The sequence below is a fragment of the Patulibacter medicamentivorans genome (assembly GCF_000240225.1).
Lineage (GTDB): Bacteria > Actinomycetota > Thermoleophilia > Solirubrobacterales > Solirubrobacteraceae > Patulibacter > Patulibacter medicamentivorans.
In genome coordinates this window covers 1-21,334 of record NZ_AGUD01000244.1, presented here as the reverse complement: position 1 = coordinate 21,334, position 21,334 = coordinate 1, and the positions used below count along the sequence as shown (strand labels likewise).

Here is a 21,334-nt window from a genome sequence, read left to right as displayed (position 1 = left end):
GACGACGACGGCCGAGCGCCGGCGTCAGGCCTTGTCGATCACCCGGTCGATGATCCCGTAGGCCACGGCCTCTTCCGGGTCCATGAAGTAGTCGCGCTCGGTGTCGCCCTTGACCTTCTCCAGCGGCTGGCCGGAGTGGTGGGCGATGATCTCGTCGAGCTTTCCACGGAGATCGATGATCTCCTTCGCGTGGATCTCGACATCGGTCGCCTGGCCCTGGAACCCGGAGCTGACCTGGTGGATCAGGATCTTCGAGTTCGGCAGCGACATCCGCTTGCCCTTCGCGCCGCCGGCGAGGATCACGGCGCCCATCGACATCGCGATCCCGACGCAGATCGTCCGCACCTGCGGCTTGATGAACTGCATCGTGTCGTAGATCGCCAGCCCGGCGTAGACCGACCCGCCCGGCGAGTTGATGTAGAGCGAGATGTCCTTGTCCTCGTCGTCCGAGGCCAGGTGCAGCAGCTGGGCGACGATCAGGTTGGCGATCTGGTCGTCGACCGGGGTCCCCAGGAAGATGATCCGCTCGTTGAGCAGGCGGCTGTAGATGTCGAACGCGCGCTCACCGCGCGACGTCTGCTCGACGACCATGGGGACCAGTGGACTCATGCGGGAGATTCCCTCTTCGCTGTGCTGAATGGTGATCCCGCCCGCCCCGCCTGCCTGGCAGGTGGACGCAGCGGCTACCGGGGTTCGGATCGACCCGGTCGGAGCCTACCAACCGGTCTTCGCGGTCCCGCCGCCACGGACGCCGTGGCGGCGGTCGCGGCGGCGTCAGTCCTTCGAGCCCTCGTCCTCGGATGCCTCGGCGGCGGCGCGGGCGGCGCGCTCCTCGGCGACCCACGGGCGGCCACCGGTGTCCTCCTCGTCCCCCGGGATCGGGGTCCAGAGCAGGCCCTTGGCCTTGGCGTCCTCGACCGAGACGGCGGTCGCGCCCTCGACGAGGCGCTCGATCGCCTGCTGCTCGGCGACGTCGGACTTCAGCTCGTCCAGGTGGCCCTGGTTGGTGAGCCGCTTGAGCAGCTTCTCCGGCGTGGTGCCCTGCTGGGCGGCCGGGCCGGTGATCGCGTCGAGCAGGTCGCCCTCGGCGGGGTCGATGCCCTCGGCCTCGACGTAGGCGTTGACGGCGGCCTCGCGGCGAAGGCTGCGAGCGGCCTCCGGGCGCGCCTCGGCGACCAGCTCGGCCTCGGTCTTGCCGGCCATCTGGAAGTAGAGCTCGCGCGAGATCCCCTGGTGGGAGAGCTGGTGCAGCGTGCGCTCGAGCAGCTCGCCGGCGCGGGCCTCGGCCAGCGAGTCCGGGACCTCGACCTCGGCGGCAAGGGTCAGCGTGTCGATGACCGCCTCGCGGAACTGGCTCTCGATCGAGGCCTCGTCCTGCTCCTTGAGCCGCTCGGCGATCTCGTCGCGCAGCTCGGCGAGCGAGTCGGCGCCGGCGGCCTCCTCGGCGAAGCTGTCGTCGAGCTCGGGGAGCTTGCGCTCCTGGACCTCGTGGACCGTGACGGCGAAGACGGCCTCGGCGCCCTGCAGGTGCTCGGCGCCGTAGTCGTCGGGGAAGTTGACGCGGACGTCGCGCTCCTCGTCCTTGACGGCGCCCTGGAGCTGGTCCTCGAAGCCGGGGATCAGGCGGCCGGAGCCCAGCTCGATCAGCTGGTCGCGGCCGGCGCCGCCCTCGAACTCCTCGCCGTCGATGCGGCCGACGAAGCTGACCAGGACGGTGTCGCCCTCGGCCGCCGGGCGATCGACCGGCTCGAGCTTGGCGTGCCGCTCGCGCAGCTGCTCGAGGTCGGCGTCGACGCGCTCGTCGGAGGCGACGGCCTCGCGGCGGCCGACCTCGATCTTCTTCGTGTCGCCGAGCTTGGCGGCCGGGCGGACGCCGATCTCGAAGTCGAACTTGACGCCCTCGCCAGCCTTCGGCGCGGAGCCGATGTTGACGCTCGGCTCGCCGACGGTGCTGAGCTTGGCGTCCTCGACGGCCGCCGCCAGCCACTCGCCCATCGAGCGGCGCAGCGCCTCGTCGAGCACGGCCTCGCGGCCGTAGCGGCGCAGGACGACCGGCGGCGGGACCTTGCCCTTGCGGAAGCCGGGAACGCGGAGATCGCGGGAGAGGACCTTGGCCGTCTCGAGCAGAGCCTGCTCGAGCGCCTTGGGAGTCACCTCGGCCTCGACCTTGACGCGGGACTCGGGAAGCTCGGTGACGGTCGTCGTGACGGTGGACATGAGGATCGGCAACGATAGCTCGCGATGAGCGATCGGGCTCCCTCACCATTGGACCGCGCGCTGCTGGCGTTCGCGTCGGGGCCGCTCGGCCAGCTCGCGGGGACCCTCCTGGACCTCTCCGCGTACGCCGCCGTCGGCGCCCGCCAACGGCTCGCGCGGGCCGTCGGGCGGCGGCTCGGCGGGCGCTGAGCCCGCCGCCGGCCGCGGCGCGGGCGGGAACGACGACGGCCCGACGCGAGCGCCGGGCCGTCGAGGCGTGCGGCGCGGCACCCGTCCCAGGCGCCGTGCCGCGGAGCTCGGGCCGGCGCCCAGGGCGCCGGCCCGCCGCTGTCCCCTGGATCAGCAGTTGACGGTGATCGCGAACTGGCGGTCGGCCGCGGTGCCGGCGCTGGTCTGGGTGTAGACCCGCAGCTGGGTGGTGCCGACCGGCTCGAGGGCCGCGTTGGCTCCCGGGGCGGTGCCGTAGGCGGTGACGTTCGGCACGCACTTCGAGATGTCGCCGTCGGCGGTCACGAGGTACTTGCCGGTGTCCTCCTTGACGGCGGCGGTCAGGCCGCGCTGGTTGGCGATCTTGCCGTCGGCGGAGACGACCGCGATCTTGGTCCGGGCGAGGGTGTCCTCGACGATCTGGTTGGCGTCCTTGCCGTCGACCTTGTCGGCGTTGAGGCCGTCGGCCACGCCGAGGGCGTTGGTGGTGAACGGCTTGGCCTCGGCCTTGTTGGTGCCCGAGGTCGTGATCGAGCCGCCCGACTCGCCGCGGAAGCGGAACTTGAACGCGTTGCCGCTGGACAGGTTCGAGGCCTCGATGCAGCCCTCGTTGCCGAGCGGCGCACGGCAGCCGTAGATCGCGCCGCCGCCGCTGCCCTTGTTCGACTGGCGGGTGCCGAAGCTCGAGTTGGACGCGATCACCTGGGTCTCGCTGCTGAGCGCGCGCCCACCCGAGGGGTTGCGCTCGCCGCCCTTGAGGGTCGAGCCCTCGCCGGCGCCGATCGCCAACGGCGATGCGACGGCGACGGCCGCAAGCGTGGCGGCGAGGACGGTCAGGACGCGACCACGGGTGTCGCGAAGAATGGCCCGGAGACGGGACATGGGTGTTCCTCCTGGATCGGGGGGATCTCGGGGCGCGGCCGGCGCACGTCCGGTGCCGATCGGCACGCTTCGTCCTCGCGGACGTCGTGCGGCCAGCGCGACCCTGCACTCCCTCGAAACCGGCCGTCGCCGGAAGAGTTGCGGTGCGCAAGGAATCCTCACGATCGCGCCGCGTCCCTGAACGCAGAACGCCGCTGCGGGGCAGCGGCGTCGGCGACGAGGGGCGAACGACGGGACTCGAACCCGCGACCGCCTGGATCACAACCAGGAGCTCTACCAACTGAGCTACGTCCGCCGCGTCGTGTGGAGGGTACAGGCCGACCCGCACCGATGCCCTCCAAGTGCGGCTCCACCCGCCGGGGGCGGGCGGGTGCCGTTCGCCGAAACGTCCGCGGGTGGATGCCCCCGGGTGGATTCGAACCACCGACCGGCGGATTAGAAGGCCGCTGCTCTATCCAGCTGAGCTACGGGGGCGTGGTGGGCACGGTAGCGGGCCGGGCCCCCGGCAGCGGCCGCGCTACGAGCGCCGCTGGCGACGCGAGAAGGTCTGGAAGACGACGTCCCACCAGGGAGCGCTGATGCCGTAGCCGCGCGTGTCGTCCTGGAAGTGGTGGCGCATGTGCAGCTCGCGCAGCCAGCGACCGGCGGCGGTCCGCGGCCGGTGGTGGTGCAGGTGGTGGTGCGTGGTGTCGTAGACGAGGTAGCCGAGGATGAACCCGGCTCCCAGCGCCAACCCGTTGGTGACCCCGAGCGCGCCGGTGAAGGCCAGCACGAAGAGCGTCGTGCCCGGCACCGAGACGGCGGGCGGCATCACCAGCCGCAGGGGATCGTTCGGGTGGTCGTGGTGGACGCCGTGGACCATCCAGTGCAGCCGCGCGCCGAGGCCCTGCTCGGGCTCGAAGTGGAACAGCACCCGGTGGACCCAGTACTCGACCAGGCCCCAGAGGACCCATCCGGCCGCGAGCAGGCCGACCAGGGTGGCGGTCGAGGCGCCGCGGCGGTGCGCGACGACGGCCAGCACCACGATCGCCGGGATGAAGATGACCAGCGGCACCGCGGGATGGACGCGGGTGAAGCGGTCGATCAGCGGCGTCCGGAACATCGGCGGCGACGCACGCAGCACGTCGCTGCGCCGGACGTCACCGCCGGGCGGGGTGCCGTCGCCGACGAGGGACGGTGGTTCCTCGGTCGTCGTCACGCCCCAATCCTTGCAGGTCGGCCCGCTGCTTCGGCATCCCGAACCTCGCGGGCCCGATCGCACCCGGCGGGGCGCTGGCTCCCGCGCCCCGCGACGACCGTCGCCGGGGATGGAGCGTCCGCCCGCAAAGCACGAGGGGCGCGGCCGACGGCCGCGCCCCTCGGTCCCACGGGCGTCGCGAGATCAGTCCTGCGGCGCCTTGGTGGTGCGCAGGTACGGCTTGACCGTCGTGTAGCCGGGGAACAGGTCCTTGGCCTCGTCGTCGCTGACGGCGGGGGTGATGATCACGTCCTCGCCGTGCTTCCAGTCGGCCGGCGTGGCGACGCGGTGCTTCGCGGTCAGCTGCAGCGAGTCGATCACGCGCAGGATCTCGTCGAAGTTGCGACCGGTGCTGGCCGGGTAGGTCAGCGTCAGCTTGATCTTCTTGTCCGGGCCGATCACGAACACCGAGCGCACGGTCTGGGTGTTCTCCGCGGCCGGCGGGATCATCCCGTAGAGGTCCGCGACCTTCCGCTCCGGATCGCCGATCAGCGGGTACTCCGGCTTCGCGCCCTGGGTCTCCTCGATGTCGGAGGCCCACTTCTCGTGATCCTCGATCGGGTCGACCGAGATCGCGATCACCTTGGTGTTGCGCTTCTCGAACTCGTCGGCCAGCTGGGCGACGCGGCCGAGCTCCGTGGTGCAGACCGGCGTGAAGTCGGCGGGGTGCGAGAACAGCACGCCCCAGCTGTCGCCGAGCCAGCTGTGGAACGAGACCTCGCCCTGCGTGGTCTCAGCGGTGAAGTCGGGAGCGGTGTCCCCGAGGTGCAGCGTCATAGGTGTCCTGTCCTTCGGTGCGAAGCGTGGGCCGATCTGAGCCTCTGGAGCGGCCGGCCGGAGCATCGAGCGATCGACGTCCCCGCGAGCCGATGCTGATTCTGCCAAAACCGGGTGGAGATTAGGCGTTCCCTTCCCGATCCGGTCCGCGAGCGGCCGGATCCGGCGTCTCCACCGGGCCCGGCCGCTCGTCGTCGGACGGCGTTCGTCAGTCGGGGCGGCCGGATTCGAACCGGCGACCCCCGGCACCCAAAGCCGGTGCGCTACCAGGCTGCGCTACGCCCCGAGACTGGCGGCCGGGAGTATAGGTCGGTGGACGCCGCCCGACGCGAAACGACGTGCTACGGACCGTTCCGGCCGGTGGCGCCTGCCGCGATCGGCGCAGTGCCATACTGGGCGTTCGGCCCCGATCCGGGATGAACGATGAAGGTCAGCGCTCGCGCCGTTCGCGAGGAACACTTCCGCCATGGCGTCCACATGCGCCAGCACGGCATCACCGTCGACGAGCCCACCGAGCTGGGGGGTGAGGACGGTGGTCCGACGCCGCAGGAGCTGCTCGCCGCGAGCCTCGCGGCGTGCACCGCGATCACGCTCCAGATGTACGCCGAGCGCAAGGGCTGGGAGATCGGCGACCTCGAGGTCGAGTGCAACTACAAGCCGGCGCCCGAGCGCGGCTGTCCGACCCGCTTCGAGCTGGTGATGCACGTCGACGACGCGATGGACGACGAGCAGCTCGAGCGCCTGCGGGTGATCGCCACCAAGTGCCCGGTCCACCGGGTGCTCGACGGCGAGGTCATGTTCGACGAGCGTGTCGAGCGGATCTCCCACGTCAAGTGAGTCACGTCAGCGCCTCCGCGAGGCGCTGATCGAGCCGGCCCACGCAGCGACGCTGTCCGCGCACGGCACCACCCGGGCGGCGGTCCTCGTCCCGCTGCTCGACCTCGGCGGGCGCGTCCACGTCGTCCTCACCCGTCGTCGCAGCGACATGCGCCGGCACGCCGGGGAGATCTCGTTCCCGGGCGGCCGCTGCGACCCCGAGGACCCGACGCCGACGGCGACCGCGCTGCGCGAGGCCCACGAGGAGGTCGGCCTGCCGGCCGCCAGCGTCGAGGTCCTCGGCGCGCTCCCCCCGACCGGCACGATCGTGACCGGCTACGTCGTCTATCCGATCGTCGGCTGGATCGAGCGGCCCGCGGCCTGGGTGCCGTCTCCGCGCGAGGTCGACGCGGTCCTCGAGCTGGACCTCGGGGCGCTGCTGGCCGGCTACGAGCGCCGGCGCCTGATCCGCCGCGGGATCCCCTTCCAGACCGACGCCTACGTCGTCGACGAGCACCTGGTCTGGGGCGCCACGGCGCGGATGCTCGGCGACCTCTTCGAGCGGATGCCGCCCGAGATGCTCACGCCGCCCTAGCCGCGGTCGCGGGCGAGGATGCGGTCGATCGCGTCCGCGGTCGACGCCGCCCAGCCGTCGACGTCCTCGGGCTCGTGGTAGAGCAGGCCCCAGGGGATCTCGTTGTGGCGGCACATCCGCTCGACGATCCGGGCGCCCTGGCTCAGGACCTCGACCGGCAACGTCCCCGAGCACTCGTAGAGGACGCCGCGCACGGTGGTGTCGATCGTCCGCTCGAGCAGCATCTCCAGGCGGGTGCCGTGGAGCGCGCGGACCTTGTCGGCGTCGTCGCCGTCGGCGGTGCCGAGCGCCCAGACCAGGACGGTGACGTTGTCGAGCGCATAGCGCAGCGTGCCGATCCGGTCCGGGTCGCCGTCCCACGGCTCGCCGCCGGCGTCGCGGATCGCGGCGTGGCGCGCCGGGTCGCGAGTCACGACGCGGACGGCGTGGCCGTCGGCGGTCAGGGTCCGGGTCAGGCGCAGGCCGCGCTCGCCGCCGCCGATCAGGAGCAGCCGCATCAGCGCTCGCCGCCGGCGTCGGGGCGCTCGAGGGCGTCGCGGCGGGCGATCCACTCGGCCATCGCCTGGCGGTCCTCCTGCACGCGAGCCTCGAGGTCCTCCTCGGTCAGCTCGGGCGCGCCGCGCAGGCGCCGGCGCTCGTTGGTGGCTTGGAGCATCTGCTGCACGTCGTCGATCTCGTCCATCGCGGCCTGTTCGGGGGAGCGGCTCGGGCGCCAGTCCAGCTGGGCCGAGCCGTTGCCGGGCCAGAACAGGCCCAGCAGCACCAGCGCGGCCACCACCGCGAACACGATCAGGGTGCTCACGAGGATGAACGAGACGCCCGAGGGGGCCGCCATGGGCCGAGTCTACGCGGCGCGGGACGCTCCGGCCCGGCAGGGTCGGCCGACCCCGCGGACCGGCGGGGATCGGCGCCCGACCGACGCTCGATCCGCGCGGTGGTCGGGTATCGTCGCGGCCGGAGGACGAGACCGATGGCCCACGATCACCTCGCGGAGCTGACCGCCGCTGACGTCGCGCTCCTGCGCGAGGAGCACGGCGGCGCCCACATGCACGTCGGCGGGATCGCGGTCTTCCGCGGTGAGCTGCCGCCGATCGAGGCCGTCCGCGAGCACGTCCGCGCCCGGCTGCAGCGGGTCCCCCGCTATCGCACGAAGCTGGTGACGCCGCCGCTGGGCCTCGGGCGCCCGCGCTGGGCGGTCGACCCGAGCTTCAACCTCGAGTACCACGTCCGCCACACGGCCCTCCCCTGCCCCGGCGGCGAGGACGAGCTGCGGACGGCCGCCGCCCGGCTCTTCTCCCAGCGGCTGGACCGGACCAAGCCGCTGTGGGAGCTGTGGGTCGTCGAGGGGGTCGACGCCGACCGCTTCGCGATCGTCACCAAGTCCCACCACGCGCTGGTCGACGGCGTGGTCGCGGTCGACCTGATGACGACGCTGCTCGACGCCGAGCCCGATCCGCCGCCGGTCGCCGCGCACGGCGGCTGGCTGGCGCCGCCGCTGCCGAGCTCGGCGCAGCTGCTGATGGCGACGGTCGGCGACGCCGGGCGGCAGCTCGTGTCGGCCCCGCTGCGGGTGCTGCAGGGGCTCGCTCGACCTGCCGACGCCGCCGGGCGGGTGCGCGGGATCGCCGAGGCCGTCGGCGAGCGGGTCGGCGTCCGAGCCCCGGCGCCATCGTCCCCGTTGAACGTCCCGATCGGCCCGCACCGGCGGCTCTCGTGGACGTCGGTGGCGATCAGCGACCTCAAGCGGGTCAAGGACACCTTCGGCGGCTCGGTCAACGACGTGGTGCTGGCCACCGTCGCGGGCGCGATCCGTCACTGGATGCACGAGCGGGGCCTGCGGACCGACGACCTGGAGCTGCGCGCCGCCGTCCCGGTGGCGGTCGAGGGCGAGCGCTCACGCGGGGCCGGCCCGGGCGAGCCGCGACCGATCGCGCTCGCCTACGCGCCACTGCCGATCGGCGAGCCGGACGCGCTGACCCGGCTGGAACGGATCCGCCGGGCGACGTCGGAGGCGCTCGCGGGCAAGCGGGCGGTGACCGCCCAGGCGATGACCGCCTCGTCGGAGTCGTTCTCGCCCCCGTCGGTGCTGGCCCAGGCATCGCGCCTGAGCTTCGCCCCCAGCCGCTTCAACCTGCTGGTCACGAACATCCCGGGGCCGCAGGTGCCGATGTACCTGATGGGCCGTCAGATGGAGACGATGGTCCCGGTCCCGTTCCTCTCCGGGGACCGGTCGCTGGCGATCGCCGTGATGTCGTACGGCGGTCGCGCGGAGTTCGGCCTGCTGGGCGACCTCGACAAGCTGCCCGACCTCGACGTCCTGGCGGATGGCGTCCAGCTGGCGCTGCGGGAACTGCTGGAGTGCGCGTCGGAGGGCCGTCCCGGCCCGCGCCGGCGTCGCAGCCGATCGTCGGGCTGAGCGGCGCGGGGCCGCCGCGGCTCAGTCGTCGCGGCGAACGGGCGTGTCGCGGCGCTCGCCGTCGCGCTCGCTCTGGCGCTGATCGCCGGCCGCCGAGGAGCGACGGGCCGCTCGCAGGTCCTCGCGCAGCTCGCGCGCGTCGACCGGCGTCACCTTGGGGAAGCTGTACGTGTGCTGATCCATGGTCTATCTCGAGGAACACCGGAGTCGGCCTGAGGTTCCGCGACTCCTGTTGATGGTTCGATGATCGACCTCCAGCCGGACGTCATGCGCCGGTCGACCCGCGGAACGGACGAACGATCCAGCCCGCCGCGCAAACGGACGATCGATCACCCGCCCGCGGAAACGGGCGCAGCGAGCGTGCTTCGAGGTCTGCCACACCTCTTCACCGCCCGCGCCCCCGATCCTGCGGGCGGCACGAGGGCGTCGTGCGGCCCGAGATGCGAAGCGTCCACGGACGCCTCGCGCCGGGTCTCAGTGGTCGGAGTGGAGCGGGAACTCGTTGATCTCGTGGATCGCGTCGCGGATCCAGGCGACCAGGGTGCCGATGGTGATGATGGCGCCGACCAGGATCAGCCACCAGGTGGTGGTCAGGCCGATCAGGAGGATCGTGACGCCGACGGTCAGCACCAGCGGCTGGGCGCTGTTGCCGGGCAGGTGGATGTCCTCGCCGGCGGGCGGGACGGGCTTGTCGAGCTCGGTCATGGTCTAGGAGACGTAGATGACGGCGGCGACGAACGTCAGCAGGAACATCACCAGGATGACGATGCCGCTGATCAGCGCGTCGCGGAGGTTGCGCTTGGCGAGGTTGCGGTCCATGGAGGGTCCTTCGTTCGTCTTCTCGGTTCAGAGCTTGGCGTCGACGACCATCGCGGCGAACAGCGCCGCGAGGTACGCCAGCGCGTACAGATGGAGGGACACGGCCCGTGCCCGCGTGCCGTCGCGCAGCAGCAGCCAGGAGCGGCGCAGCAGCTCGACGGCCAGCAGCACGGCGACGACCAGGTAGATCGTCCCGAAGGCGCCCGCGATCACCGGCACGATCGACACGATCGCCGTGATCGCGGACCAGGCCAGGATCGCCCGGTAGGTCGCCTGGTCGCCCTTGACGACCGGCAGCATCGGCACGCCCGCCGCCGCGTAGTCGTCCTTGATCAGCAGCGACAGCGCCCAGAAGTGCGGCGCCGTCCACGCGAACACGATCGCGAACGGGTAGAGCGAGTCGACCGCGAAGCCGCCGGTGACCGCGGCCCAGCCGACCATCGGCGGGAACGCGCCGGCGACGCCGCCGATCACGATGTTCTGGGTGGTGCGGCGCTTGAGCCACATCGTGTAGACGCCGACGTACCAGCCGAACCCGGCCAGCGACAGCAACGCCGCCGTCATGTTGGCCGCGAGCGCCAGCAGGAAGAACGACGCGATCGTCAGCCACAGGCCGACCCACAGCGCCACGTGCGGCTCCATCCGTCCCGACGGGATCGGGCGGTCCTGGGTCCGCGGCATGTCGGCGTCGATGTCGCGATCGAACCAGTGGTTGATCGCGCTGGCGCCGCCCGCGGACAGCGACCCGCCGAGCAGCGTCGCGAGGACGAGCTGCGGCGACGGGTCGCCCGCGGCGTACATCGCCGTGACCGTGGTCAGCAGCAGCAGCAGCTGGACCTTCGGCTTCGTCAGGGCGACGAGGTCGGAGACGCGCTGGCGAGCACCCGACGCGACCAGCGGCGCCGCGGTGGGGCGGGCGGTGACCGAGATCGGCATCGCGGTCACCTCACCCTCGGCTCGGGGGCACCGGCGATCACGCGTGCGTCTCGGCCGCGGCGGCGCCGGCCGGAACGCGCTCGCGCTCGCCCTGCCGCCGCTCGATCTCCGCGCGAATGTCCTTCATCGGCTCGACCGAGCGGACGCGTGGCACCGTGTCGAAGTTGTTCTGCGGCGGCGGCGACTGGGTGAACCACTCGAGCGTGTTCGCCTTCCACGGGTCGGGACCCGCGATCGCGCCGTGCTTGAGGCTGCGGAGGGCGTTGACGGCCGTCACCAGGATGCCGACGCCGAGGATGAAGGCGCCGATCGTGGAGATCAGGTTGAAGGTCGCCAGGTTGCCGACGTCGGCGTACTCGGGGATCCGTCGCGGCATGCCGTCGAGGCCGATCGAGTGCTGGACCAGGAACGTGGTGTGGAAGCCGATCAACATCGTCCAGAAGCTGATCTTGCCGAGTTTCTCGTCCATCATCCGGCCGGTCATCTTCGGGAACCAGTAGTAGAGGCCCGAGAAGACCGCGAAGACCGCGCCGCCCATCAGCACGTAGTGGAAGTGCGCGACGACGAAGTAGGTGTCGTGCAGCTGCCAGTCGACCGGGTAGATCGCCAGGAAGACGCCGGTGATGCCGCCGATCAGGAACGTGCCGAGGAAGCCGACCGCGTAGAGCAGCGAGGTCGTGAAGTGGATCGTGCCCTGCCATAGCGTCCCGATCCAGCTGAAGATCTTGATGCCGGTCGGGATCGAGATCAGCATCGAGCTGACCATGAAGAACACGAGCACGACGCTCGGGCTCGGCGTGGTGAACATGTGGTGCGCCCACACCATCAGGCCGAGGAACGCGATCACCAGGGTCGCGGCCGCGATCGCCTTGTAGCCGAAGATCGGCTTGCGGGCGAAGACCGGTAGGACCTCGGAGATGATCCCGAACCCGGGCAGCACCATGATGTAGACCTCGGGGTGCCCGAAGAACCAGAACAGGTGCTGCCAGAGGAGCGGGGATCCGCCCTCGCCCGGGTCGTAGAAGTTGGTGCCGAAGTGGCGATCGGTCAGCAGCATCGTGACCGCGGCGGCGATCGCCGGCAGGGCCAGGATCAGCAGCACCGAGTAGGTCAGGATCGACCAGCAGAACAGCGGCAGGCGGCTCCAGGTCATCCCCGGCGCCCGCAGGTTCGCGATCGTCACGTAGAAGTTGACCGAGCCGACCAGCGAGCCGATGCCGGTCAGGTGGACCAGGAAGATCCAGGCGTCGACGCCGCCGTTGGGCAGGTAGTCCTTGGACGCCAGCGGGACGTAGCAGGTCCATCCGCACTCGGGCGGGTTGAAGAAGACCGAGGCGTAGAAGACCAGGCCGCCGGCGGCCAGCATCCAGAACGACAGCGCGTTCAGCTTCGGGAACGCCATGTCCTTGGCGCCGATCATCAGCGGCACGAAGTAGTTGCCGAAGCCGGCCATCACCGGGACCACGAACAGGAACACCATCGTGGTGCCGTGCATCGTGATCAGCTCGTTGTACGTCTGGAACTCGAGCAGCGTGTTGTCCGGCACGGCCAGCTGGAGCCGGATCAGGAGCGCCTCGATGCCACCGACGCCGAAGAAGGCGAAGGTGAGGACCAGGTACATGATCCCGATCTTCTTGTGATCGGTCGTGGTGACCCAGTCGACCCAGCCGCGCTTCGGCTTCTCGACCTGGTGCGCGACGACCTGAGGGATCGGGGTGACGGTTGCGGATGCCATCGGAGCTTCCTCGGAATCTCTGGACTAGCGCTGCGAAGCGGGGACGGGCGTGGTGGCGGTCGGCGCCGCCTGGGCGGCGGCGGTCGCTGCCTGCTGGCGGTCGAACTGCTCCTGCTGGTCGCGGTAGCGCTGGGCCCCGCGGCCGGCGGCGTCGATGTCCGCCTTCTGGCGCTTGAGCCAGGCGTCGAACGCCTCGGGGGTGACGGCGCGGACCCGCGCGGTCATGTTGGCGTGGTTGCGACCGCAGAGCTCGGCGCACTGTCCGGTGAAGACCCGGCCGTCGCGCCGCTCCTGGTCGTTGCGCAGCGCCTTGGCCGGCACCTTGAACCAGGTGTGGTTGGTGTAGCCCGGGAGCGCGTCGACCTTGCCGCCGAGCTGCGGAATCCACCAGGCGTGGCCGACGTCGGACGAGCGGACGTCGAGGGTTACCGTCGTGCCGACCGGGACCACGAGCTCCTCGTACGTGTAGATGTTGTTCTGCCGGTCGGCGTCGCCGTCCGGGTAGACGAAGCGCCAGGCGTACTGCTGGCCGTTGACGTCGATGTTCAGCGCCTTGCCGTTGGGCGGCAGCAGCTTCTTGTCCTTCGCCGTCGTGTACGACGCCGGGATCTGCCAGCCGTCGGAGTCGGAGTCGTCGGGGTTGCGGATGCCCGGCAGGAAGGCGAAGGTCACGATCCCGAGGATCAGGACGACGATCGCGGCGCCGGCGGTCCAGCCGATCTCGACGCGCGTGTTGCCGTGCAGCTGCTTGGCCTCGTGGCCGCGGCTCGCCCGGAACTTCCACAGCGCGTAGATCAGCGCGCCCTCCGTGAAGACGAAGATGATCGCGCCGACGATGAACACGATCACGTAGAGCGTGTGGATGCGATCGGCATTGGGGGACCCCCCGTTCTGGGGCGCCCAGAACGATGCGTGGGCTGGTCCGGCCAGGGCCAGCGTGAACGCCATGGCGAGCCCGAAGGCGAGCGCCAGAGTCACGAGAGCAGCCCGGGAGATGTGAGGGATCCGGTTCGAGCGTCGCAAAGCGCCCGCGATTCTAGTGACGGGCTCGACGGGAGGGAACCACGCCCCCCTCGGTCCCGCCGAACCCCCGTTGCCAACGCGTTCCCGGGCCGCTCGACGGAGGACGCCGACGCGCCACTTCGGCGAGCGTCGCCGATTCATCGGCCGCTGTAGACCGGTTCCTGCTTGCTCATGAAGGCCATCGCGGCGGACACGAAGTCCTCGGTCTCCGCCATCCGGCTCTGCTCGCGGGCCTCGATCGCGAAGAGCTCCTCGAGGTGGCGGACGACCTGCGCGTTGAGCGTCCGCTTGATCGCCGTGTAGGCCGCCGTCGGCCCACCCGCCAGCGCCCGCAGCTGCTCCTCGGCCGCGGCCCGGAAGCCCTCCACCGGCAGCACCCGGTTGACCAGCCCGATCGCCTGCGCCTCGGCCGCCGGGACCTTGCGGCCCTCGAACATGATCTCGGCCGCGCGGGTCCAGCCGACCCGGTTGACGAGGAAGACCGACGCGCCGCCGTCGGGACCGAGCCCGATCTTGGTGAAGGCGTGGTTGAGGCTGGCGCGCTCGCTGACCGTGACCAGGTCGCACGCGAGCGCGAACGACATCCCGATCCCCGCGGCCGCGCCGTCGACGGCGGCGAGCACCGGCTTCTCGAGCCGGCGGACCAGGCGGATGATCGGGTGGTAGCGGCTCTGGAGGACCTGCTCGAGGTTCGGGCGGCCGCTCGGCAGCAGCGGGATCCCGCCCTCGCCGAACGAGGACAGGTCGGCGCCGGCGGAGAACGCGCGACCGGCGCCGGTCACCATCACCGCGCGCACGTCGTCGGCGGCGCAGGCCTGGAGGGCGGCGACCAGGTCCTCCCCGACCTGGCCGTTCCAGGCGTTGAGCACCTCGGGACGGTTCATCTCGACGATCGCCGCGGCGTCGTCGCGCAGGAGGTTCACCGTCTCGAAGGACTGGACCGTCTCGAACTCGCTCATGCCGGGAGTCTGCCAGAGACTGGCTGGACAGCCAGCCGAGCGCGCCGCGAGCCCCGCGACGGCTCCCGGGGCGCCTCCGCGAGCCCGTTCCCCCCGGGCCGACGGGAGCGCCGTCGCGCCACGCCGTAGCGCTCGCCGGTGAGCGATAGGCTCCCGCGGTCGTGTCGTCCGGGAAAGCCATCCGCACGGCCGCATGGGCGGCGGTGGCGCTCGGAGCGGCCGCACCAGTCGTCCGCCGGCGCCTGCGCCTGCGGCCCTCGACGGTGATCGGCGCCGCCGCGACCGCGCCGGCCGCCCTCTGCGTCGCCGTCCCCCGCTCCCGCGCGCGGGACGTGGCGGTCGCCTGCCTGCAGATGTGGGCCTACTTCGCCGCCTACGAGATGCCCGCCGACGACCCCGAGCGCCTGCGCGCCCGCGTCCGCGTCGACTACCCCGTCCGCAGCGACACCGTGCTCGGCCTCGGCCGGATCCCGAGCGTCCGCCTGCAGCAGGCCCTGCACCGCGAGGGCCGCTACGGGCTCTGGGAGAAGGTCCTCGTCTGGAGCCACTGGGTCTGGTTCGCGGTTCCGCACACGACCGCCGCCTACGTCCTGCTGCGCCACCGCGACCAGTTCCCCCAGGCCGCGGCCCGGATCTACGCGACCTTCGACCTCGGCGCCGTCGTCTACTGGGCGGTCCCGACCGCGCCCCCGTGGTACGCCGCGGAGACCGGCCGGATCGACCACGGCGACGGGCCGCCGCTGCGCCGGCTGATGCGCGAGTACGGCGAGCGCGTCTTCGGCGCGCGCTGGGGCCAGCTCTACGGCACCCTCGGCGGCAACCCGCTGGCGGCGATGCCGTCGCTGCACTTCGGCACCTCGGTCGCCGCGGCCCAGGTCCTGCGCGACATCGGCCCCGTCCAGGGCGTGATCGGCTGGACCTACGCCAGCACCCTCGGCTTCGCCCTCGTCTACCTGGGCGAGCACTACGTCACCGACCTGATCGCCGGCGGCGCGCTCGCCGAGGGCGTCCGCCGGTCGGCCCCGCGCGCGGCTCGGCCGCTGGGGCGGCTGGCGCGGCTGGTGAGCCGCCTCGAGGCCCGCGCCCAGCGCGGCTGAGCAGGCCCGCGCCAACGTGGCCGCGGTCACGCACGACGGCTACTTCATTTTGTAAAGTGAAGGAGCGCAGCTGCGCTTTCAGCCCGCGACCCCACCGTCCGCCAGAATCCACGAGGATGAACGCCATGCCCGACCCCGAGAACGTCATCGTCATCGGCAGCGGCCCCGCGGGCTACACGGCGGCGCTCTACACCGCGCGCGCCGAGCTCGAGCCGCTCGTGATCGAGGGCTGGAACTGGGGCGGCCTGCTGCAGCAGACGACCGACGTCGAGAACTTCCCCGGCTACCCCAAGGGCATCATGGGGCCGGACATGATGCAGGACCTGCGCGACCAGGCCGAGCGGTTCGGCGCGCGACTGAAGACCGAGCAGGTGACGAAGGTCGACTTCGCCAGCGAGCCCGGCGGCCTGCACAGCGTCTGGGTCGACGACACCGAGTACCGCACCCGCGCGGTGATCGTCGCCACCGGCGCCGAGCACCGCAAGCTCGGCGTGCCCGGCGAGGACGAGCTGTCGGGCCGCGGCGTCTCCTACTGCGCGACCTGCGACGCGGCGTTCTTCAAGGACCGCGACACGCTGATCGTCGGCGGCGGCGACAGCGCCATGGAGGAGGCGATCTTCCTGGCCAAGTTCGGCCGCTCGGTGACGATCGTCAACCGCCGCGACGAGTTCCGCGCGTCGGCGATCATGCTCGACCGTGCCAAGGCCGTCGAGAACATCCGCTTCAAGACCCCGTACGTGATCGACCACTTCGCGGCCGAGCCGGGCGAGGGGCTCAAGCCGCTGCAGACCGCGGTCCTCAAGCACGTCGAGACCGGCGAGCTGGAGACGATCGAGATCGCCGGCGCCTTCATCGCGATCGGCCACGACCCGCAGAGCGAGCTGGTCCGCGGCCAGATCGACGTCGACGACGAGGGCTACGTGCTGGTCGACGGGGTCACCACCCGGACCAACCGCCCCGGCGTCTTCGCCGCCGGCGACCTGATCGACTCCTCGTACCGCCAGGCGGTCACCGCCGCCGGCTCCGGCTGCAAGGCCGCGCTGGACGCCGAGCGCTACCTGCGCGACGTTCCCGCGCTGGCGACCGACGCCGGCACGGTCGCGGCCCGGGCCTAGGCCCCGCGCCTGGCTCCGCCCGCGGGTGGAGCCAGGCGAGCGGCTGCCCTAGGCGGTCCCGATCACGCCCGCGGCGGCGTGGTGCTCGACGGCGCCGCGCTCGGCCCGCTCGTTGGCCCAGGCGTGGATGATGTCGCGGACCGAGACGACGCCGACGATCGAGGCGCCGTCGAGGACGACCAGGTGGCGGAAGCGCCCGCGGGCCATCGCGTCGGCCGCGTCGTCCAGCGACCAGTCGGGCGCGGCGTAGACGACCGAGGAGCCGACGTGGTCGCCGACCACGACCCGGTCGAGGTCGAGCCCGCGCGCGACCGCGATCAGGACGTCGCGCTCGGTGACGATGCCGGGCCCGGCACCGTCGGGATCGCTGACCACCGCCGATCCGACCTTGGCGGCCGTCATCTGCTCGGCCGCCTGGCGGAGCGTGTGGGACGGCCCCACCTCGACGACCTTCGGGCTCATCGCATCGCGGACCAGCATCGATTCGGCGCCTTTCCCGCCCCGGTGGGGCGTCGGATTCTGCTCGTGCCGTTCGGCACAAGCTCATAGATCGTGACAATCGTAGCGCACTGACCGGCCCCGCACGAGCGTCCGCGACGGCGACCGGGAGCCCACCGCCGGCGGCCTGCGGCGCGGCGCACGCACGAGTGGCAACGCGCCAATATTCGCCGGGCGGTGATCCCCAGCGGCCGCTCGCCCGTACCCCAGACGACATGCAGCGTCCTGACACCATCTGCATCCGCACCGCGCTCTACGAGGAGGCGGTGTCGATCCTCGAACAGGAGTACGCCTCCGACCTCACCGTGGCCGACTTGGCGGGACGCGTCGCGTGCTCCTGCCGGCAGCTGCAGCGCGCCTTCCACGAGGTCGGCGACACCAGCTTCCGGACCTCCCTCACGGGCATCCGGATGGACCGCGCGGCGGACATCCTCGCCAGCGGCCCGGTCTCGGTCCGCGACGCGGCGCGCCAGGTCGGCTACCGCCAGCCGGCGCAGTTCGCCAAGGCGTTCCGGCGCCACCACGGCATGTCGCCCTCGCAGTACCGCGTCGGCCGTCAGATCGGCCGCCTGCGCGACCTGCGCGAGGCGATCGGCCAGGCCCAGGCGGCCTGAGCGCCCCGAAGGCCCTCCGGGCGCTGGCGCCTCGCCACCGACCGACGCGGCGGCTGCGCGAGTGGCCGCACGAGCAGGTAGATTCTCAGTCATGGCCGTCCGTCAGCGCTACCGCTTCCGCGCGCCCTCCACGGGCCGCGAGGTGATCATCGAGGCCGAGCCCGGCCACACCTACCGCGACAGCGACAGCGGTGAGCCGCTCGAGGTCGTGGCCAAGCTCACGCCGCTGGCGCCGAGCCCGTCAAACCTCCCGTGGGCGATCGAGAACCTGCGCCACTGCCCCTGGTGCGACCAGATGGCCCAGCGCGACCTCAACGACTGCCCGACCTGCGGCCGTCGCATGGGGCCGATCACCACCGCCTGACGCCGCGGCCGCGACGCGGTCCGGCCCGATCGATGCTCGCTCGACGCCTCCCCCAGCTGCTCACCCTCGTGGCCCTCGCGGTCGCGACCACCGGCCTGGCCGCCTGCGGCGGCGACGCCGTCTCCGACGTCGAGCCCAAGTCGGCACCGGCCCTGCGGCCCCCGAGCGGCGACAGCTCGCCCGGCGCCGGCGACCAGGTCAGCTCGCTGAGCGACCTGCCCCAGTCGACCACCGGCCCCACCCCCGCCACGTCGACCGACTCGAGCGGCAGCTCCGACACGTCGTCGGGCGACGGCTCCTCGGGCGGCACCTCCGGCGGGACCTCCAGCGGCGGCACGGGCACCGGCACGGGGACCTCCGGCGGCACCTCCGGCGGCGCGTCGACCGGCAGCGGGACCGGGACCGGCTCGTCGGGCAGCGGCTCGTCGGGCAGCGGCTCGTCGGGCAGCGGTTCCTCGGGCAGTGGCTCGTCCGGCAGCGGCTCCTCCGGCGGCGCCGCCCCGGGCGAGTTCAACGAGTTCTGCCAGACGAATCCCGGCGTCTGCCGCTAGGCCGCGGCGCGAGGCGTCCGTGGACGCTTCGCATCTCGCGCCGGTGTTCGCTCGGCAGTACTGGCCGGGGCTTGTGACGTCGCGGTCGCTGGGCGACCGCAACGTCCCGACGGCTAGCGGGTAGTGGTCTTCTTCGGCACGGGCGTCGGGATGAAGGTGGCGCTGTAGGCCATCCGCTCCGACTTGTAGAGGCAGTTGAACGTGCCCGACTTGCCGGCGGCGAGCGTGGTGTCGACGTAGTAGTCCTGCTTGCGCTCGTCGGTCGTGCCGCCGCAGCGGCCACGGGGACGGCTGGCGCGCCACGAGGTGTTCGCGTCGTAGCCCTGGACCAGGACCGGCGCCCACGACGGGACGCTGAGGCCGATCACGTCGCCCTTGCGGACGGCGAGCGACTTCGGCAGCGCGAACGTCACCGAGCCGCCGAAGTACGGGTCGAGCGTCTTGGCCGACGAGGCGCCGACGACGGTCGCCGCGACGCTCTTGCCGCGACGCAGGATCACCAGCTGGGCCTTGGCGCGGCCGAGCTGCTTCTGGAGCGCGGCGCGGTCCTTCGTCGCCGGGGCGCCGAGGGTCACCGTCCACGCCACGACCCGACCGTTGCTCGGGATCTTGAAGATGTTGCGATCGCCCGCGATCGAGGTCGGCAGGCCGGTGGTGCGGGTCACGACGGAGCAGGCCTCGGGGCAGCGTGGGGCCTTGCCGTCCTTGACCTCGCCCACCTCGCTGATCGTTGCTCCCGCGGCGATCGCCGGCAGCAGCACGGATGCGGTGGCCGCCAGGCCCAGGGATGCGATGAGACGACGACTGCTCATAGTGGTCGGTAACCCTCCGGGGGGATCGAAGTTGCGTCACGGCGGGCCAGCTGGACCAGCGTCCGAGTCGGCGATCGCCGCTCCGGACGGGACCGTGGGTCCCCGGTTGGCCCGGCGCAGGTGCGCGGCGACGGCGCGGGCGGTGGCCTGTTCGGCATCGGTGACGAGCAGGTGCCCGGCACTCGGGATCATGACCGATTCGCAGCCCGGGATCGCCGCTGCAAGCGCGCGCCCGTGCTCGACGCCGATCAGCCGGTCGGCCTCGCCGTGCACCACCGTCACCGTCAGCCCTCCCAGCTCGCCCAGCCGGGCGCGGCTGTCGTGACCGACGGCGACGGCCAGCTGGGCCGCCGCGGTGACCGTCGGGGTCGGATCGCGTCCGCGCTCCAGCAAGTCCTCGTCGATCCGCTCCGGACGCTCGGCGACCGTCCGCGGGCCGTAGAGCGCCGGCGCCATCCGGCGGACGGTCTCGGTCGCCCCCAGCAGCGGCCGGGCGGCGGCGATCCCGGCCTCGCGCCACGGCAGCCGCGGCGCCAGCCGTCGGCCCTGCGACGCCGTCGCGGCCAGCAGCAGCGACCGGACCCGGTCGCGGTGGTCCAGCGCCAGCCGCTGCGCCACCATGCCGCCGAGCGAGATCCCGACGACGTGGGCCCGCGCGGCCCCGGCGTCGTCGAGCACCGCCAGCGCGTCGTCGACCAGCGTCCGCATCGTCAGCGGGCGCAGCAGCCGGTCCGACAGGCCCGTCCCCCGCTGGTCGGGCACCAGCAGCCGCCACGACGGCGTCAGGTGCGGCTCCAGCCGCCACCACAGCCGCCCGGAGCCCCCCAGGCCCATCAGCAGCAGCACCGGGACGGGATCCTGGGCGCCCGCGCCGAGGTCGCGGTAGTGGATCCAGCGGCCGGAGCTGAGGGCGACGGGCACGAGCGTGAGGTCGGCGGTCGGGGCGAGGTCGGGTCGGCCGTGGGCGCGGCGACCGCGTCCGCGATCTAGGCGGTCAGGCGCGCGTGGTTGGCGACGATCTCGTCGCGATCGCCCGGGGTCGGCGTCCACGGCAGCCGCAGCGGGTCGTCGGCGAAGCGCGGGATCACGTGCAGGTGGAAGTGGAAGACCGTCTGCCAGGCGTGCGAGCCGCGGTTGTTGAGCAGGTTGATCCCGCTCGCCTCGAGCCGCTCGGTGGCGCGCGCGGCGACCCGCTGGGCCGTCGCGGCGCAGGCGGCCAGGTCCTCGGCGCCGATCGTCAGCAGGTCCCTGGTGTGGACCCGCGGCACGACCACGGTGTGGCCCGGCGTCGCCGGGTTGACGTCGAGGAACGCGACGGTGCGCTCGTCCTCCTCCACCACCAGCGAGGGCAGCTCGCCCGCGACGATCTTGCAGAAGATGCAGTCGGGATCCCGATCGGCCATGCCCGCAGACTATCCGTCGCCCGCGCCGGGGCCCGCCGCCAGCAGGCGCCCCGCCAGCGCGACCGCGTCCTCCTGCGAGGCGACGCGGCCGGCGTCGGCGGCGATCGTCAGCTCCTGCAGCAGCGCCCCGAGCACGGGCCCGTGACGCAGCCCCAGGCGATCGGCGAGCAGGTCGCCCCGGATCGGGGCCACCGGCGGCCTGGCGGCCCAGCGCAGCGCGCGCTCCAGCAGCGCCGCCCACGGCAGCTCGCCGGCGGCCGG

General features: G+C 72.4%; 26 protein-coding genes, 3 tRNA genes and 1 pseudogene. 9 read left to right on the top strand and 21 right to left on the bottom strand.

Annotated features, from left to right (window positions below; genetic code table 11):
- Nucleotides 1–24: 24 nt before the first annotated feature.
- Complete coding sequence (clpP, locus tag PAI11_RS16735; protein ID WP_081488494.1) at nucleotides 25–609, bottom strand: ATP-dependent Clp endopeptidase proteolytic subunit ClpP; 585 nt, start codon at nucleotides 607–609, stop codon at nucleotides 25–27.
- A 165-nt stretch (nucleotides 610–774) separates the two neighbouring features.
- On the bottom strand, nucleotides 775–2,217 hold the full coding sequence (tig, locus tag PAI11_RS16730) for a trigger factor (protein ID WP_007576941.1): 1,443 nt from the start codon (nucleotides 2,215–2,217) through the stop codon (nucleotides 775–777).
- 24 nt (nucleotides 2,218–2,241) lie between these two features.
- On the opposite strand from tig, the gene PAI11_RS27405 reads away from it, so the two are divergent.
- A complete protein-coding gene (locus PAI11_RS27405; protein ID WP_170320744.1) occupies nucleotides 2,242–2,406 on the top strand; it encodes a hypothetical protein in 165 nt (54 codons plus the stop codon).
- A 150-nt stretch (nucleotides 2,407–2,556) separates the two neighbouring features.
- Here PAI11_RS27405 and PAI11_RS16725 read toward each other — a convergent pair whose 3' ends face one another.
- The 6 genes from PAI11_RS16725 to PAI11_RS16700 form a co-directional block, all read right to left on the bottom strand.
- Nucleotides 2,557–3,306: a hypothetical protein gene (locus PAI11_RS16725; RefSeq protein ID WP_040600699.1), complete on the bottom strand. Its 750-nt coding sequence runs from the start codon at nucleotides 3,304–3,306 to the stop codon at nucleotides 2,557–2,559.
- A 222-nt stretch (nucleotides 3,307–3,528) separates the two neighbouring features.
- Nucleotides 3,529–3,601, bottom strand: a tRNA-His gene (locus PAI11_RS16720).
- Nucleotides 3,602–3,706: 105 nt separating this feature from the next.
- Nucleotides 3,707–3,780, bottom strand: a tRNA-Arg gene (locus tag PAI11_RS16715).
- Nucleotides 3,781–3,823: 43 nt separating this feature from the next.
- Nucleotides 3,824–4,504 (bottom strand): sterol desaturase family protein, encoded by a 681-nt coding sequence (locus PAI11_RS16710; RefSeq protein ID WP_007576933.1) that lies wholly within the window; start codon nucleotides 4,502–4,504, stop codon nucleotides 3,824–3,826.
- Nucleotides 4,505–4,687: 183 nt separating this feature from the next.
- Nucleotides 4,688–5,320 (bottom strand): peroxiredoxin, encoded by a 633-nt coding sequence (locus PAI11_RS16705; RefSeq protein WP_007576932.1) that lies wholly within the window; start codon nucleotides 5,318–5,320, stop codon nucleotides 4,688–4,690.
- 212 nt (nucleotides 5,321–5,532) lie between these two features.
- Nucleotides 5,533–5,606, bottom strand: a tRNA-Pro gene (locus PAI11_RS16700).
- Nucleotides 5,607–5,743: 137 nt separating this feature from the next.
- On the opposite strand from PAI11_RS16700, the gene PAI11_RS16695 reads away from it, so the two are divergent.
- Nucleotides 5,744–6,157 carry an OsmC family protein gene (locus PAI11_RS16695; protein WP_007576931.1) on the top strand — a complete coding sequence of 138 codons (414 nt, stop codon included), beginning with the start codon at nucleotides 5,744–5,746 and terminating at the stop codon, nucleotides 6,155–6,157.
- Nucleotides 6,129–6,731: an NUDIX hydrolase gene (locus PAI11_RS16690; RefSeq protein WP_007576930.1), complete on the top strand. Its 603-nt coding sequence runs from the start codon at nucleotides 6,129–6,131 to the stop codon at nucleotides 6,729–6,731. The genes PAI11_RS16695 and PAI11_RS16690 overlap by 29 nt, the downstream gene beginning before the upstream one ends.
- Here PAI11_RS16690 and PAI11_RS16685 read toward each other — a convergent pair.
- Both PAI11_RS16685 and PAI11_RS16680 read right to left on the bottom strand, forming a co-directional pair.
- Complete coding sequence (locus PAI11_RS16685; RefSeq protein ID WP_007576928.1) at nucleotides 6,728–7,228, bottom strand: NAD(P)H-binding protein; 501 nt, start codon at nucleotides 7,226–7,228, stop codon at nucleotides 6,728–6,730. The two genes, PAI11_RS16690 and PAI11_RS16685, sit on opposite strands and share 4 nt — an antisense overlap.
- Nucleotides 7,228–7,566, bottom strand: a complete 339-nt coding sequence (locus PAI11_RS16680) for a CAP domain-containing protein (RefSeq protein WP_007576926.1) — start codon at nucleotides 7,564–7,566, stop codon at nucleotides 7,228–7,230. Before PAI11_RS16680 ends, PAI11_RS16685 begins: the two co-directional genes overlap by 1 nt.
- A 135-nt stretch (nucleotides 7,567–7,701) precedes the next feature.
- Between PAI11_RS16680 and PAI11_RS16675 the strand changes: the two genes are divergently transcribed.
- On the top strand, nucleotides 7,702–9,147 hold the full coding sequence (locus PAI11_RS16675) for a wax ester/triacylglycerol synthase family O-acyltransferase (RefSeq protein ID WP_007576925.1): 1,446 nt from the start codon (nucleotides 7,702–7,704) through the stop codon (nucleotides 9,145–9,147).
- Between the two features lie 21 nt (nucleotides 9,148–9,168).
- Here PAI11_RS16675 and PAI11_RS27400 read toward each other — a convergent pair whose 3' ends face one another.
- The 6 genes from PAI11_RS27400 to PAI11_RS16650 form a co-directional block, all read right to left on the bottom strand.
- Nucleotides 9,169–9,330 (bottom strand): hypothetical protein, encoded by a 162-nt coding sequence (locus PAI11_RS27400; RefSeq protein WP_007576923.1) that lies wholly within the window; start codon nucleotides 9,328–9,330, stop codon nucleotides 9,169–9,171.
- Between the two features lie 291 nt (nucleotides 9,331–9,621).
- Nucleotides 9,622–9,852 (bottom strand): aa3-type cytochrome oxidase subunit IV, encoded by a 231-nt coding sequence (gene ctaF, locus PAI11_RS16670; protein ID WP_007576921.1) that lies wholly within the window; start codon nucleotides 9,850–9,852, stop codon nucleotides 9,622–9,624.
- A gap of 141 nt (nucleotides 9,853–9,993) precedes the next feature.
- The gene (locus tag PAI11_RS16665; protein WP_138974375.1) at nucleotides 9,994–10,902 is read right to left on the bottom strand and encodes a heme o synthase; all 909 of its coding nucleotides are present in this window, start codon (nucleotides 10,900–10,902) and stop codon (nucleotides 9,994–9,996) included.
- 37 nt (nucleotides 10,903–10,939) lie between these two features.
- Nucleotides 10,940–12,637 carry a cytochrome c oxidase subunit I gene (ctaD, locus tag PAI11_RS16660; protein WP_007576918.1) on the bottom strand — a complete coding sequence of 566 codons (1,698 nt, stop codon included), beginning with the start codon at nucleotides 12,635–12,637 and terminating at the stop codon, nucleotides 10,940–10,942.
- Nucleotides 12,638–12,661: 24 nt separating this feature from the next.
- Nucleotides 12,662–13,615: a cytochrome c oxidase subunit II gene (gene coxB / locus PAI11_RS16655; protein WP_170320743.1), complete on the bottom strand. Its 954-nt coding sequence runs from the start codon at nucleotides 13,613–13,615 to the stop codon at nucleotides 12,662–12,664.
- A 182-nt stretch (nucleotides 13,616–13,797) separates the two neighbouring features.
- Complete coding sequence (locus PAI11_RS16650) at nucleotides 13,798–14,619, bottom strand: enoyl-CoA hydratase/isomerase family protein (RefSeq protein WP_007576916.1); 822 nt, start codon at nucleotides 14,617–14,619, stop codon at nucleotides 13,798–13,800.
- 161 nt (nucleotides 14,620–14,780) lie between these two features.
- On the opposite strand from PAI11_RS16650, the gene PAI11_RS16645 reads away from it, so the two are divergent.
- Entirely contained in the window at nucleotides 14,781–15,716 is a 936-nt protein-coding gene (locus PAI11_RS16645; RefSeq protein ID WP_244406560.1) for a phosphatase PAP2 family protein, read from the top strand.
- A gap of 125 nt (nucleotides 15,717–15,841) precedes the next feature.
- Entirely contained in the window at nucleotides 15,842–16,831 is a 990-nt protein-coding gene (gene trxB / locus PAI11_RS16640) for a thioredoxin-disulfide reductase (protein WP_007576911.1), read from the top strand.
- Between the two features lie 48 nt (nucleotides 16,832–16,879).
- Here the strand turns inward: trxB and PAI11_RS16635 are convergent, their stop codons facing one another.
- Complete coding sequence (locus tag PAI11_RS16635) at nucleotides 16,880–17,311, bottom strand: CBS domain-containing protein (RefSeq protein ID WP_007576910.1); 432 nt, start codon at nucleotides 17,309–17,311, stop codon at nucleotides 16,880–16,882.
- A 233-nt stretch (nucleotides 17,312–17,544) separates the two neighbouring features.
- Here PAI11_RS16635 and PAI11_RS16630 point away from each other — a divergent pair, with 233 nt between their 5' ends.
- From PAI11_RS16630 to PAI11_RS16620, 3 genes are all read left to right on the top strand, one after another.
- Nucleotides 17,545–17,943: a helix-turn-helix transcriptional regulator gene (locus PAI11_RS16630; RefSeq protein ID WP_007576908.1), complete on the top strand. Its 399-nt coding sequence runs from the start codon at nucleotides 17,545–17,547 to the stop codon at nucleotides 17,941–17,943.
- A gap of 91 nt (nucleotides 17,944–18,034) precedes the next feature.
- A complete protein-coding gene (locus PAI11_RS16625) occupies nucleotides 18,035–18,307 on the top strand; it encodes a hypothetical protein (RefSeq protein ID WP_007576906.1) in 273 nt (90 codons plus the stop codon).
- Nucleotides 18,308–18,339: 32 nt separating this feature from the next.
- Nucleotides 18,340–18,858: a hypothetical protein gene (locus tag PAI11_RS16620; protein ID WP_040600696.1), complete on the top strand. Its 519-nt coding sequence runs from the start codon at nucleotides 18,340–18,342 to the stop codon at nucleotides 18,856–18,858.
- A 113-nt stretch (nucleotides 18,859–18,971) separates the two neighbouring features.
- Here PAI11_RS16620 and PAI11_RS16615 read toward each other — a convergent pair whose 3' ends face one another.
- From PAI11_RS16615 to PAI11_RS27395, 4 genes and pseudogenes are all read right to left on the bottom strand, one after another.
- Complete coding sequence (locus PAI11_RS16615) at nucleotides 18,972–19,670, bottom strand: hypothetical protein (protein WP_040600695.1); 699 nt, start codon at nucleotides 19,668–19,670, stop codon at nucleotides 18,972–18,974.
- A gap of 36 nt (nucleotides 19,671–19,706) precedes the next feature.
- Nucleotides 19,707–20,591: an alpha/beta fold hydrolase gene (locus PAI11_RS16610; RefSeq protein ID WP_007576901.1), complete on the bottom strand. Its 885-nt coding sequence runs from the start codon at nucleotides 20,589–20,591 to the stop codon at nucleotides 19,707–19,709.
- 65 nt (nucleotides 20,592–20,656) lie between these two features.
- A complete protein-coding gene (locus PAI11_RS16605) occupies nucleotides 20,657–21,073 on the bottom strand; it encodes an HIT family protein (RefSeq protein ID WP_007576899.1) in 417 nt (138 codons plus the stop codon).
- A gap of 9 nt (nucleotides 21,074–21,082) precedes the next feature.
- Nucleotides 21,083–21,334 (bottom strand): annotated as a pseudogene (locus PAI11_RS27395) (MFS transporter); the annotation flags it as partial.